This window comes from Nostoc sp. (assembly GCF_036917135.1).
Lineage (GTDB): Bacteria > Cyanobacteriota > Cyanobacteriia > Cyanobacteriales > Nostocaceae > Nostoc.
This window is the reverse complement of the sequence record NZ_JBALEA010000023.1, coordinates 40541-54759: the sequence shown is the minus strand read 5'-3', so window position 1 is coordinate 54759 and position 14219 is coordinate 40541. Positions and strand designations below refer to the sequence as shown.

Genomic DNA, 14219 nt, shown 5'->3' with positions numbered 1-14219 from the left:
CTAAGTCAAGCTATGTTTACGTTTCTACATAAATGGCTAAAGCTAAGGGTAAACCTGAAAATTTTGGAAGCCAACCAAGCAAAGAATTAACCGAACAATTAAACTTCCGTTTCACCAAGGAAATGAATGAATAGGTAAAGGCTAAGGACGATCCTCCTGAGTTTTGTCGCCAAGCTATTCCAAAAAGCACTAGATGAAGATAGGCAGAAGTAGTTAAAAGTTCTTGGACTAATACTTCAAAAACTATAGTAATCCTATTTGATTTACAAACACTGAGACGCTTAGATCCCCGACTTCTTTGAGAAGTCGGGGATCTGGACACCGATAATTTTCACAAATTCAGATAGGATTGCTATATATAAGCGCTATACTGAGATAAAATCCAATCAAGTAAAATCGGATTGACTAACTCCGGCGCTTCATCCTGCGGACAATGCCCCACTCCCTCTAAAGGAATAAACTTTTCTACTTGCGGAAAATTAGCTAATTCTCTCCCTAATTTAATTGGTTCCCACGGATCAGCCGTTCCCCACAAGATAATCACAGGACACGCTAACAGTGGTAAAAGGTCTTCTGGTAGTGGCCCTGTAGAATAAGAAGTAAAAGCCAGAAACACAGCACCAGCACCCGCATCGCTTGCTGGTAAAGTGAGAATATCTACCAACTCATCTGTCACCATCTCAGCGTTAGCATAAGCTTGGAGTAGAATTTTCCGCACCGTTTTCGGTTTGGCGAGTTGGTTGAAAAAGAAATCGCCAACTGCTTTGATAGATAACAGGCGTTGCATTACAGGCGCCCCGTAACGACGAGACAAAGGTAAAGTTACCCTTTTGCGATCGTGCAACAGCCTTAAAGAACAGTTGAGCAAAGCAACTCCCAAGGCAATATCTGGATTGCTTACTGCTGCTTGCATGGCTACAATACAGCCAATGGAATTTCCGACTAAAAAAGCTGGCTCACCAACAACTTCGCGGCAAAAATCTGCTACTTGCTGTCCCCAGGTTTCTAGCGTGTAGGTAATTTTTTCCCCAGGTTGAGGTTTTGCAGAAGCGCCAAAACCAATCAAGTCAATAGCATAAACACGGCAACTTTCCGCTAATACGGGAATATTTTTCCGCCAATGCCCCCAAGAAGCGCCAAATCCATGCACCAGGACAACGGCTGGCCCAGTGGTTCCTTGGGTTTGATAGCAGATCGGGAAATCTTGCCAAATCCAGGTTTTTGTTGAGGGAAGTGCTGTTTTTGAACTTGAGGTTGTCATGGGAAATTTGATGATAACAAGGGTAAAAGCCTTTCAGCAGCAAGGCGCAAGTAAAATTGTTTGGAATTTGAATAAAATTTATCAGATTTTCAAAATAAATCTTTTGCTATAGTGATAGCTTATACATATCCCGTGAAAGCATCAAGCTGATAGTTTTATTAACTATAGAGAGTTTTCATCCGGTTGATAGATGTAACTTACTCACAACTTAGATTATGTCAGGATTAGCAATCATAACTTCTCTAATGTGAGTAATATTTCCGCTATTTTTGAGATGTGAGTGAATTAGCATCATTGCTAGATTCAGTAGTTTCACAATTTACGATCGCAAATTTGGTCTATAACATTGTCGAATATGAGGCATCGGCTAAGGGGTGGATTGCAACTGGAAACTGACGCTGAATTTAACAACATTTTTCTTGTTCCTAGTTCTGCGAGCCAGAAATCATGAATCTACTAGAAACAATTGATACTCCCGTTGGGAGCTACGCACCAGATTTTGAACTGCCAGGAATTGATGGTCAAGTACACCATCTCAGGCGTTATCTTGAGAAGTTCCGAGCAGTCGGCGTTATTTCTATGTGTAATGACTGTCCTTATGTCGAGTGGTATATAGGCAGGCTAAAAAATATTCAAGCCGAATTTGCACCACAAGGCTTCACACTAATTGGCCTGAATGGTAGTAATGTTGATCACGCTACTAGGCCAAGCTTTGAAAATATGAAAGCTTTCGCCCTGCGTCACCAGTTGAACTTCCCCTACCTGTGGGACTCGACCCAAGATGTCACCGGTAGTTTTGGGGCGACAAAAACACCAACAGCTTTTTTAATAGATACTAATGGTATCGTCCGCTATAAAGGTAAAATTGATAATCATCCTCAAAACCCATCATTGGTGGGAGAGGATTATTTGAGAACTGCGATCGCTTCTCTGTTTGATGGTCGAGAAATAGACATACCACAAACAGAAGCAATAGGTACTACATTGATTTGGCGTAACTAGACATAGATAGTCCCTGTAACTGTTATCTTAAATTGGAGGCAATTGCAACTTTTTTGATAAAGCGGAACTTCATGGGAACGAATTACCGACGGGTTTTACTCAAACTGAGCGGTGAAGCCTTAATGGGCAACATGGGCTATGGCATTGACCCAGAGGTGGTCAAAGGAATAGCAGAAGAGGTAGCAGAGGTAATAGCCACTGGCGTTCAAATGGCCATCGTCGTTGGCGGCGGCAATATTTTTCGTGGTGTCAAAGCGGCGTCGGCGGGGATGGACAGAGCAACTGCTGACTACATAGGGATGATTGCCACGGTAATGAACGCCATGACGCTGCAAGATTCGCTAGAACATATAGGTGTACAGACGCGGGTGCAAACTGCGATCGCTATGCAAGAATTAGCAGAACCATATATCCGTCGTCGTGCCATCCGTCATCTTGAAAAAGGGCGGGTGGTAATTTTTGGCGCTGGTTCTGGAAATCCCTTCTTTACTACAGATACAACTGCGGCATTAAGGGCAGCAGAAATTGATGCCGAGGTGATTTTTAAAGCCACCAAGGTAGATGGAGTGTATGATGCCGATCCTCATATTTATCCTGACGCCAAGCGTTACAATAGCCTTACCTACGCACACGTTTTAGCCAAAGATTTGCGGGTGATGGATAGTACTGCGATCGCCTTGTGTAAAGAAAATAATATCCCAATTTTGGTCTTTGACCTAACGGTGAGAGGTAACATCCACCGAGCAGTCATGGGAGAATCCATCGGTACCCTTGTGGGAGGTTCTTGTGAAATTAGCTGAAGCTGAGAGTACGATGCAAAAAACCGTTGAGTCAACTCAACGATCTTTTAACTCGATTCGCACTGGCCGCGCCAATGCGAGCCTATTAGATAAGGTATTGGTGGATTATTACGGTTCGCCCACTTCCTTGAAATCACTGGCAAACATTAGCACGCCAGATGCCACGACGATCTTAATTCAACCCTACGATCGCAGCAGTTTAAATATAGTCGAAAAAGCGATTTCTTTGTCAGATGTCGGTTTAACCCCTAGTAATGACGGTTCCGTGATTCGGCTGAATATTCCGCCCTTGACAAGCGATCGCCGTAAAGAACTTGTCAAAATAGCATCTAAGTATGCTGAAGAGGGTCGTGTTAGTATTCGCAACATCCGCCGCGATGCCATCGATGCCATTCGCAAACAGGAAAAAAACGCTGAAATTCCTGAAGATGAAGCACGAGATCAGCAAGATAAATTGCAAAAACTGACAAACAAGTACACTGCCCGAATCGACGAATTACTGGCAGAAAAAGAAAAAGACATTACGACTGTTTAAGGTCTAAAGTCTGAAGCATAAAGGCTGAAGGATGATGGATAAATTCTTCAGCCTTTATCATTTCTTAGGTATTTAACAAAAATAAATCAAGTATCTCAATAAAAAATAAACTAATTCAGGAGCAAAAATTATGGGTAAGATTATGTGTGGATAACCGACCTGTACTAGGCATTTCTTAATATGGCAATATGGCAATTTACTTGACAAAACGGCTATCTGTGTTCGCTAATATTCTTGCTCTTGTCCTCTTCATGCCGGGAATTGCCTTAGCTGTACCCGTTCAAATCAATACTACTCCTGGTGTGATTTTCGCCCAAACTACTAAAACTGCAAGCTACTTCACTTCGTCGGAGATTAACCTGACTCCCGTACAACGCCAAGAATTCCAGGCTGTGCGTCAGAGAAGAAACAGGGAAATTGAGGCAGTGTTAAACTCAGCCCAGCGTGCCCAACTTACTCACAATCTCCGGGCTGGGAATAATATCAAGGAAGCGCTAGAAAAACTGAATTTGCAACCAGAACAGCAAGAGTTGGTAAAGGCGATCGTGCAATTTACTAACTTGAAAATGAAGGCTATTTCATCTAGACATTCGCTGAAAATAGGACAGAAATAAAATGATCTGTTTATTTCCGCGCCTATCTAAGCAACGCCTGGTTAATTAAACCAAGGATTTAACGCTTAAAAGCGTGGTTAATTATAAGAAAAAGTACTGCCGTTGAGGTTGCCAATCCGGTTATGATCGTATTTAGTGATGAATTTTCCTACCAGATCATCAGACTTGATAACCTTAGTTGAATCCTCTTGGGGTGTGTCAAAGTTACAAGCGATCGTGCTGTAGTCTATTGTGACAGTGCCAGGGCTATAGTTGTAAATGCCACCACCATCGCCCGACTCGTAACTACCAGAATTGAGTTCGATCCCGAAAGCTTTATTGTGCGTGATAGTGCTGTTGCCCACCGTTAGGGTAGTATCCTTGATGCCATCACTAAAGTATAAGTATGGTTCATTGTAGATGCCAGCACCCAAGTGTGCTTCATTGCCACTAATGGTGCTATTGGTCACTGTAGCCATTGATATGTTATAGATGCCGCCGCCCTCGCCGTAGTAGCCCCTTACCGAATTGTCACTGATGGTGCTGTTACTCACTGATAGGGTAGTGGGGGAATTAACTGTGTTGGTAACTGTGTTGGTAATATAGATGCCGCCGCCCTCTCCGAAGTAGTTACTTACCGAATTGCCACTGATTGTGCTGTTACTCACTGATAGACTGATTTCACTGTAGATGCCGCCGCCGGAGCCGTAGGAGTCCCTTACCGAATTGTCATTGATGGTACTGTTACTCACTAATATGGGGGTACCGTCCCTAAAGCCGAATATGCCGCCGCCTTTGCGTGCCGAATTGCCATTAATGGTGCTGTAGTTCACTGTGAGGCTGCCATCGTCGAAAATGCCGCCGCCATCGTCCTCGCCTGCCGAATTGCCATTAATGGTGCTGTAGTTCACCGTAAGGCTACCACTGTTATTAATGCCGCCGCCGCCCTCGCCTGCCGAATTGCCACTGATGGTGCTGTAGTTCACTGCGAGGCTGCCACTGTTGAAAATGCCACCACCAGCGCCCGAATCGTAGATGTAAATGTTGGAGTTGTAACTAATGGTGCTGTGGTTCACTGTGAGGCTGCCATCGTTTAAAATGCCGTTGCCGTCGTATGCCGAATTGCCATTAATGGTGCTGTAGTTCACCGTGAGGCTGCCATCGTTTTTAATGCCGCCGCCAAAGGTTGCTGTGTTGCCACTAATGGTGGTGTTGTTCACCGTGAGGCTGCCAGAATTGTAGATGCCGCCGCCGTCGTCGCCGTTTGTCGAATTGCCACTAATGATACTGTAGTTCACTGTGAGGCTGCCAGAGTTGTAAATGCCGCCGCCCTTGTTATAGCTGTATGTGCCTGTTGTGATGTAGCTTACTGTGTTGCCAGTGATGATGCTATTACTCAAGGTCAGGACACCTTCGTTGGAGATCGCACCACCTCCTACCGCGTTTTCGTAGCTATTGGTAATAGTTAGCCCGTTGATTGCTGCCGTTACACCTTTACCAATATCAAAAACACGGTCAGCAGTATCATCCTTAATAGTTAGTAAGCTCGGACATCTGCCTTCAATGGTCAAGTTGTCTGTGATACTCAGACCACTACCATTCAAACTGATGGTATGAGCCAGCCCATCAGTAAACAGTCCACTAAAATTGATGATGTCTTTTCCTGAAAGGGCATTGGCATCTAGAATTCCCTGCCTTAGTGAACCTGCACCACTGTTGTTAGTATTAGTGACGGTAAATGTAGACATTCAGATGACTCCTATTTTTTGACCTTGTATAAAAATTGATATCAAGAATCATGCTGATATTACTACGAGTCTGCAACCATTTTTCCTAATGCTCACCTGTAGTGAGAGGTCAAATTCAAAAACTGCGATCGCCCTACAAATGTGCAGTTAAGTAGGCGCGATGAAACCAAACTATGTACCATACTTAACAGACAGTGTAGCTTGCCGCCAGATATGGGAAACGCTCTGCGCCTTCGGCATCGACGATTTCCTCTGTTGAAAAACCAAGGGTTTAACCCGAAAAAGCCTGGTTAATTCTAAGAAAAAGTACTCCCACTGCGGTTGCGAATCCGGTTCTGATGGTGTTTGCTGATGAATTTACCTACCAGATCATCAGACTTGATAACCTTATTTGAATCCTCTTGGGCTGTGTGAAAGTTACAACCGATCTTGCTGTAGTCCACTGTTGCAGTGCCAGAGCTAGAGTTGTAAATGCCGCCACCGGTCCCAGGCTCATAACCACCAGAACTGAGTTCGATCCCAAAAGCTTTATTGTGCTTGATAATGCTGTTGCCCACTGTTAGGGTGGCAGTATTGTAGATGCCAGCGCCAAAGTGTGCCTGATTGCCACTAATGGTGCTATAACTCACGGTAACCATACCTAATGTCTCGTTGTAGATACCGCCGCCGTAGTCGCTGGCATAGTTATTCCTGATGGTGCTTTTACTCACCGATAGGGTGCCCTGATTGTAGATGCCTCCTCCAGTGGTTGCATGATTGTCACTGATAGTGCTATCATTGATTGATACACTACTATATGATATGACATCTGGACTATAGTAGCCGGGGGTGATGAAGCCTGGATTATATATACCGGCTCCTTCCATTGCCGTATTGCCATTGATGAAGCTGTTATTTACGGTTATAGTGCCCTGATTGTAGATACCGCCGCCTAAGTGGCCGTGGTTATTACTGATGAGGCTGTTATTCACTGTTATAGTGCCGCCAATGGTAGTACCGCCGATTGTAGTACCGCCAATACATATACCGCCACCGAAGCCGTCTGTCCCTACCGAATTACCACTGATGATGCTGCTAGTTACGGTTATAGTACCATTGCCCTCGTCAAGACTATTACCCTCATAGATACCGCCGCCATCATAGATACCGCCGCCATATTTCGCAGTATTGCTACTGATGGTGCTGTTAGTCACTGATAGGGTGACAGAACTGTAGATGCCGCCGCCATCGCTGGCACTGTTGCCACTGATGAGGCTGTTATTCACTGTTATGGTGCCTTGGTAAATACCATAGATACCGCCGCCATATTCCGCAGTGTTCCCAGTGATGGTGCTATCACTCACTGATAGAGTGCCAGAACTGAAGATGCCGCCGCCGCCGTAATAGCTCGATCTGAAGCTGACGCTATTGCCACTGATGGTGCTGTTATTCACGGTTATAGTGCCATAATCGTAACCATAAATACCGCCGCCGCCGTATTCCGCAGTGTTCCCACTAATAGTACTCTTACTCACCGTCAGGAAGCCTACATTGTGGCTGTTGTCCTCGTTAAAGACATAGTTGTAGATGCCACCGCCATCTCTGTATGCAGTGTTCACACTGATGGTGCTATCATTCACCGATAGAATGCCAGAACTGAAGATGCCGCCGCCCTCGCTGGCATTGTTGTCACTAATGAAGCTGTTATTTACGGTTATAGTACCTTCGCTGTAGATACCGCCGCCGTTGTTTGCCGCCGAGTTGCCAGTGATGGTGCTGTTGTTCACCGATAGAGTGCCCTGATTGAAGATGCCACCACCGTCGTATGCAGCAGTGTTACCAATGATGGTGCTGTTGCTCAAGGTAAAGATTCCTTCATTGGAGATGGCACCGCCTCCTCCGGCGTTTTTGTAGCTATTGGTAATAGTCAGCCCGTTGATTGCAGCTGTTACACCTTTGCCAATATCAAAAACACGAGAAGCACTATCATCACTAATAGTTACTAAGCTCGGATTTATGCCTTCAATGGTAAGGCTATCTGTGATACTCAGACTACTACCAGTCAGACTGATGGTATGAGCGAGTCCATCAGTAAAGAGTCCACCAAAATTGATAATGTCTTTTCCTGTGAGGGCATTGGTATCTAGAACTGCCTGCCGCAGTGAACCTGCACCACTGTTGTTAGTATTAGTAACGGTAAATATAGACATGGAAATTACTCTGATTTTTTACGGTGTATAAATATTGCGCTCAAGCTTGTCTTGATACCTGATTTTTCACGGTATTTGGAAAACCTCTCTCCTTTTAGCCTACAGTGTACACACAAGTTCTAAAAACCTCACTTGATAAGGTTTTCCTCGTTCCCAGGCGGAACCTGTGAATGCATTCATTGAGTCTCTGGCTCAATGCCTGACTGGAGACAGCAGCCCCTAGTCAGGCATTCCCATACTCTGTATGAGAATGAGAGAACAATGGTAAATCGAGCTTTTTTACACTTGTGTGTACACCGTAGCCTTTTAGGACAGAGACTTTAAATTTTCCCCCTTCCCGTATCAGGAAAGGCACGTTTATTTCATGCGAAAAAATAAAAAGATGGAATTCTTTATTTTTCGTGTAAAACCATAGATTCTGACCCCTCTGCAAACCTCTCTCCGAGAGTTCGGGAGGCTTTGAAAGCTAGTTGCAGTTTTTTCTCTGTTTGTATGAAGCTACCCTGCTTCCCGATAGGGGAAGAGGGTTGGGTTTTTCCTGCGCTTTTCCACATGACTTGAAAAGTCAGGCGTTGATACTACTACGAGTCCTTAGTATTTTTTCTAATGCTCACTGACTATTCACGAGTGAGTTTTGTTAAATAGCACGAACTATTATGCTGTTGTAAACAGTGCTGTGCCAGGCCGATAAAAAACTACTAATTTGCGACATTCGTTGAGTTGTGGGACAACCCAATTCCATTTTGGGTTTTCCTACAACTCAATCCAAGCAAATTAATGATTTCCACCGCCAAATCTCTAGGGAATTGCCTTCTCAAACTTTAAGTTAAGTGGGCAAGAATAAATCAAACTATGTTACTCAACGTAAATTTAATTAAACAGGATAATAGTAACTGTCTCCACTTACTACTACAAACCTTTAATTATCTACGTGTATTTACTTGAAACGTTATAAAAACGTACTTAAACTCCAAAAATTGTTTAATAGAGATTACATACACAATATAATTTAATTATTTAAAATTTATTGAGAGTTTATTTATATTTCATAATCAGGTTGTAAATTCTTTATAAACACGATAAATTAGGCTGCGATCGCCAAGCTTATGGAAACATCTGAGTGAACTACCTACACTGACTCTTCGAGTACAGTGTAGGCTTCCTGTCCAACAGAAAGCGCAATAGTAGATTTCTTGCGTCCTCTATTACTGCGACTTACATCTGGGCGACAGGCTTTATCCCCTGTTCCAGAGGTCAAAATTCGTGAGTCACTGCGTTGGACGGGTTCCCCGGCTTGAAGTTTGGGTACTTTGCTCTTTTCTCAAAGAAGTTATTGAAAGCTACTCCCAGATTTAAGCAGACTTTTTGTAAGCACTGTGAGTAAGTCAAAGCCAGCCAGTCATGCTCTTTTTTGAGTTGTGGAATTAGCTTTTTAACTTCATACTCAGACAAGCCCTTCCCAGTTTCTTTGTATATTTGGTTCATCAAATTCAGGCAATAATTCCAAAGCCAACGGCAACTACCAAAAGCTTGCGCTAGTGATTGCTGTTGTTGGGTATTTGGATATAATCTGACTTTGACAACCTTTAACATTTTAGAGTGAAATCAATTTGCTATAAATTAGGATAGCGCAATATTTGCTCGTTTACTCCATGCCCTCTTCCTTAATTTCGCTTACGCTCAATATCAGTCAGAGGACTGTCGTCAACTCACGCGCAATTCATCTCACACTCCTATCGACGGTGAGATGTGAGATGAATTGCTGTTTTAGCTAAACCTGGACTTCAATTTCTGGAAATGCAATCAAGGATATTGTACTAGCGGGCAAGATGCCCGCACTACTCCAGGTTTCAAAATGGACGAGGTTTAGTTTAAATTATTTGCTTTCTCAACTGCTTCCTTTAACTCTTCAAAGGTAATACTACCGTCTTTGTCCGAATCATATTCTCCTAGTAACTCCTGGGGACTAGTGGTATTTGTTTCTGATGAGATGATTGCACTTAAGCCAGGACTTAAAAAAAGATCATTAATGGAGATTTTGCCGTCTTGATCGCCATCTAAGGTATTAAAAAGAGATTGAAGCTCTTGCTCGGTTGTCATAAGTTTCTATCTGAATTGATTTTTCAATATCTCAAAATCTTGACAAATACGCAAGGAGAGTTAATAAAAAGATTTTATTGGGTGTGGGATGGCGATCAGTATACTTTCACGCATCAATCTGGACAACAGCGATATCTGGCTCAGGTTCGGAGTATTGGCTCAACTGAATGGGATTTTGCACCCGAACTAAGGCAACTTCTACTAGCGGAGGTAGTCAGACGCGCACAGTGTTGTTGCTGCATGCTCCCATTTTTGGCGCTCATCGAGATAACTTGCCCATCAATGAGTTCTACCCGTTCATTTACTGTAATAATACCCGTTTCAAACATCTGGTGATATTCGTTTACAGTCCACAGGCGGCGCACTTTAGTTTGTGTCATTGTATATTTCCTGTGGCGGGCTACGCCTACGCACATCACTTTTAGGCGATTATTGCTTACTCTCAACTTTGGCAGCATCTATAATTAATCTTGCCCTATTTAGTTCGTTACCATGTCGGAAGAAGATATCCGAGCCGCCAGGCTGGAGAAAGTAGAACAACTCAAGCAGCTAGGGACTAACCCTTATGCCTATCGTTGGGAATCTACCCATCATGCAGCGCAGTTGCAAGAACAATTTGCCGATTTAGTCAGTGGTGAAGAAGTTGATTTAGAAGTTGCCATAGCGGGACGCATTATGGCGCGTCGCGTTTTTGGTAAATTGGCTTTCTTCACTTTGCAAGACGAAACCGGTACAATTCAGCTTTATCTGGATAAAAATCGCATCCAAGAAGGTATGGCAGATATTGATGCTGATGCCTTCAATCACCTGAAGCAACTTACAGATGCAGGTGACATTTTAGGAGCCAAAGGTACTATTAAACGGACTGAAAAGGGCGAGTTATCTGTCTACGTTAAACAATATACTATCCTCACTAAATCCCTGTTGCCCCTACCCGACAAGTGGCATGGATTAACGGATGTTGCCAAGCGCTACCGTCAGCGCTACGTTGACTTGATTGTAAACCCGGAAGTGCGGCAAACTTTCCGCCGTCGCGCTCAAATTACTGCTGGTATTCGCCGCTATTTGGAACAGCGAGATTTTCTGGAAATTGAAACGCCAGTTTTGCAAAGTGAAACTGGGGGCGCAGATGCGCGTCCATTTATCACTTACCACAATACTTTAGAAATGGAGCTGTATCTGCGAATTGCCACAGAACTCCATCTCAAGCGGTTGATTGTGGGTGGTTTTGAAAAGGTGTTTGAATTGGGGCGGGTTTTCCGCAATGAGGGAATTTCGACTCGACACAATCCCGAATTTACGACGATTGAAGTTTACCAAGCTTACGCCGACTACAACGATATGATGGTGCTGACTGAGGGGATTATTACCACTGTCGCTCAAGAGGTACTCGGCACATTGGAAATCACCTACCAAGGGGAACCTATAAATTTAACACCACCTTGGCGACGGGTGACTATGCACGATTTAGTTAAAGAATTTACAGGCTTGGATTTTAATTCATTCCCAAGTTTGGAAGATGCAAAAACAGCAAGTAAAAATGCTGGCATTCCTGGTATAAATGAAGCCCAATCAATTGGTAAGTTACTAAATTTAGCCTTTGAAGAGAAGGTAGAAGCCAATTTAATTCAACCTACCTTTGTAATTGATTACCCTGTAGAAATTTCGCCCTTGGCAAAACCACACCGTTCTCAACCTGGTTTGGTGGAGAGATTTGAGTTATTTATAGTCGGGCGAGAAACTGGGAACAGCTTCTCAGAACTTACCGATCCGATCGATCAAAGAGAACGTTTTGAAGCACAAGCGGCGCGGAAAGCTGCTGGTGACTTAGAAGCCCAAGGTGTAGATGAAGATTTTCTGACAGCTTTGGAATATGGGATGCCGCCTACAGGTGGTTTAGGGATTGGGATCGATCGGTTAGTGATGTTATTAACTGATTGTGCCAGTATTCGGGATGCGATCGCTTTCCCCTTACTCAAACCTTCCAGCAGCCTGATTAAAGAATTTCGTTATGATCCAACAACTCAAACACTAACTATTGAATTTGACAATGGAAGTGTTTATGAGTATTTCAAAGTACCGCTTAGTGTAAAGGAAGGCTTAGAAAATGCACCGTCTGATGGTCAATACTTTAACAAGTTTATTAAAGGGAAATTTAAATTTGAACAATTGAGTTGAGTTAGTAAAAGTAAATGGGGCGATGACTTGCCCTATTCATCAACTTGATTCGGATTTGGTAAGAGTTTCGCCTAGAGTGTCTCTCGTCCTATGCGGAGCATAGGACGAGGAAAGGCTTGTATCTCTTACCAAGCAAGGATTTTAGGACTTGTGTGTACACCGTATACTAGAGAAGGAGGAGAATTCAAAGCCTCTCAAGAGCAGGAGCTAAAAGTCTGAGTGCGGGCTTGTCTTCTCACCTCCCTAATGCCCCCAGCCCCTACACTACTACTTTTTCTAAGATCAACTTAGAACGTTTCACTTGCTCAGGAATCGCCACTGGGTAATCTCCAGTGAAGCAAGCAGAACAAAAACTATTGGTGTCTTCTCGTGTCGCTTCTAGCATTCCCTCCCAACTTAGATAGGCGAGGCTGTCTACTTCCAGTTGCTTGGCAATTTCCGCTACTGACTTGGTAGCAGCAATTAGCTGATCCTGAGAATCGGTATCGATGCCATAGAAACAGGGATGAGTTACAGGCGGAGAAGAAATTCGCATGTGTACTTCAACTGCACCAGCGTCACGCAAGGTTTTGACTAGTTTACGGCTGGTGGTACCGCGAACAATTGAGTCATCGACAATAATGACTCGTTTACCTGCCAGCACGTCTTTGAGGGGGTTGAGTTTCATCCGAATACCCGACTCCCGCATGGCTTGGGTTGGTTGAATGAAAGTTCGCCCAACGTAGCGATTTTTAATCAGTCCTTCCATGTAGGCGACACCAGAAGCTTGAGAAAATCCAATGGCAGCAGGTATACCAGAATCAGGAACACCAAAGACAATATCGGCATCTACATTAGATTCTTGTGCTAGTTGCCGCCCTAAACGTATCCGATAGCTGTACAAACTCTCGTTGTGCATGACGCTATCAGGACGGGCAAAGTAAATCATTTCAAAAATACACAATTTCCGCTCAGATTTTTGACTCCAATGATAAGAAGCCAAACCTTCTTCAGTAATCCAAACTAATTCACCTGGTTCTACGTCTCGCAGGTATTCGGCTCCGATGATGTCTAAACCGCAAGTCTCGGAAGCCAAAACGTAACGAATTGGATTACCAGCTAAAGTCCCAATTACTAGAGGGCGAATGCCATTAGGATCGCGGACACCCATAACGCCGATGGGAGTGCCAATAACTAAACTAAAGGCTCCTTGGCAACGTTGAAATGCTTGAGTTGCACCTTCTAGCCAATCTGCACCAGCATTGACGGCTTCAGCGATCGCAAAAGCGATCATTTCTGAGTCTGTTGTTGTAACTAAGTTACATTTATTCTCAAGCAACTCTTGACGTAGTTGTACAGTATTGACTAAATTACCGTTATGTGCAAGAGCTAATGAACCTAAACGGGTTTCTAGCACTGCCGGCTGGGCATTAACTCTGCGACTAGAACCTGTAGTCGAATAACGAGTGTGACCAACAGCAAGGCTACCAGGCAATTGATCCAAGACGCATTCATTGAAAACTTGAGACACCAAGCCCATATCTTTATGGAGATGTACTTGTGTTCCCTCAAAGGTGGCAATACCAGCTGATTCTTGACCCCGATGCTGAAGGGCATACAATCCAAAGTAGGTCAGTTTAGCAACATTTTCTCCTGGGGCGTAGATGCCAAAAACACCACAAGCTTCTTCTGGCTTGTCAGGCTGATTTTCATGACTATTGATTGGGTTGTTGGTTGGATCGGGGTCGGGGTATTCATCCGAAGTGACAGAATGAATAGAAATCATGCTAGCTTTGCTCCTGGTGGGGGGGTCAATCAATTTTGGATTTGAGAC

General features: G+C 43.8%; 12 protein-coding genes. 5 read left to right on the top strand and 7 right to left on the bottom strand.

Going from position 1 to position 14219, the window contains the following annotated elements; all coding sequences use genetic code 11:
• Nucleotides 1-352: 352 nt before the first annotated feature.
• Nucleotides 353-1261 (bottom strand): alpha/beta fold hydrolase, encoded by a 909-nt coding sequence (locus V7K50_RS04900; protein ID WP_334957803.1) that lies wholly within the window; start codon nucleotides 1259-1261, stop codon nucleotides 353-355.
• 447 nt (nucleotides 1262-1708) lie between these two features.
• Between V7K50_RS04900 and V7K50_RS04895 the strand changes: the two genes are divergently transcribed.
• The 4 genes from V7K50_RS04895 to V7K50_RS04880 all read left to right on the top strand — a co-directional run bounded on the left by V7K50_RS04895 (nucleotide 1709) and on the right by V7K50_RS04880 (nucleotide 4212).
• Nucleotides 1709-2263: a thioredoxin family protein gene (locus V7K50_RS04895; protein ID WP_334957801.1), complete on the top strand. Its 555-nt coding sequence runs from the start codon at nucleotides 1709-1711 to the stop codon at nucleotides 2261-2263.
• 71 nt (nucleotides 2264-2334) lie between these two features.
• Nucleotides 2335-3063, top strand: coding sequence for a UMP kinase (gene pyrH, locus V7K50_RS04890; RefSeq protein WP_334957800.1), 729 nt, complete (start codon nucleotides 2335-2337; stop codon nucleotides 3061-3063).
• Entirely contained in the window at nucleotides 3050-3598 is a 549-nt protein-coding gene (gene frr, locus V7K50_RS04885; protein ID WP_334957798.1) for a ribosome recycling factor, read from the top strand. Before pyrH ends, frr begins: the two co-directional genes overlap by 14 nt.
• A 188-nt stretch (nucleotides 3599-3786) precedes the next feature.
• The gene (locus tag V7K50_RS04880) at nucleotides 3787-4212 is read left to right on the top strand and encodes a hypothetical protein (protein WP_334957795.1); all 426 of its coding nucleotides are present in this window, start codon (nucleotides 3787-3789) and stop codon (nucleotides 4210-4212) included.
• A 77-nt stretch (nucleotides 4213-4289) separates the two neighbouring features.
• Here V7K50_RS04880 and V7K50_RS04875 read toward each other — a convergent pair whose 3' ends face one another.
• From V7K50_RS04875 to V7K50_RS04855, 5 genes are all read right to left on the bottom strand, one after another.
• Complete coding sequence (locus V7K50_RS04875) at nucleotides 4290-5939, bottom strand: beta strand repeat-containing protein (protein ID WP_334957794.1); 1650 nt, start codon at nucleotides 5937-5939, stop codon at nucleotides 4290-4292.
• 296 nt (nucleotides 5940-6235) lie between these two features.
• On the bottom strand, nucleotides 6236-8128 hold the full coding sequence (locus tag V7K50_RS04870; RefSeq protein WP_334957792.1) for a beta strand repeat-containing protein: 1893 nt from the start codon (nucleotides 8126-8128) through the stop codon (nucleotides 6236-6238).
• A gap of 1254 nt (nucleotides 8129-9382) precedes the next feature.
• Nucleotides 9383-9721: an RNA-guided endonuclease InsQ/TnpB family protein gene (locus V7K50_RS04865; protein WP_334957790.1), complete on the bottom strand. Its 339-nt coding sequence runs from the start codon at nucleotides 9719-9721 to the stop codon at nucleotides 9383-9385.
• A gap of 273 nt (nucleotides 9722-9994) precedes the next feature.
• Entirely contained in the window at nucleotides 9995-10228 is a 234-nt protein-coding gene (locus V7K50_RS04860) for an EF-hand domain-containing protein (protein WP_334957788.1), read from the bottom strand.
• Nucleotides 10229-10368: 140 nt separating this feature from the next.
• The gene (locus V7K50_RS04855) at nucleotides 10369-10608 is read right to left on the bottom strand and encodes a hypothetical protein (RefSeq protein WP_334957786.1); all 240 of its coding nucleotides are present in this window, start codon (nucleotides 10606-10608) and stop codon (nucleotides 10369-10371) included.
• A gap of 112 nt (nucleotides 10609-10720) precedes the next feature.
• Here V7K50_RS04855 and lysS point away from each other — a divergent pair, with 112 nt between their 5' ends.
• Nucleotides 10721-12406 (top strand): lysine--tRNA ligase, encoded by a 1686-nt coding sequence (gene lysS / locus V7K50_RS04850; protein ID WP_334957784.1) that lies wholly within the window; start codon nucleotides 10721-10723, stop codon nucleotides 12404-12406.
• 259 nt (nucleotides 12407-12665) lie between these two features.
• Here lysS and purF read toward each other — a convergent pair whose 3' ends face one another.
• On the bottom strand, nucleotides 12666-14171 hold the full coding sequence (gene purF / locus V7K50_RS04845) for an amidophosphoribosyltransferase (RefSeq protein ID WP_334957782.1): 1506 nt from the start codon (nucleotides 14169-14171) through the stop codon (nucleotides 12666-12668).
• Nucleotides 14172-14219 lie beyond the last annotated feature (48 nt).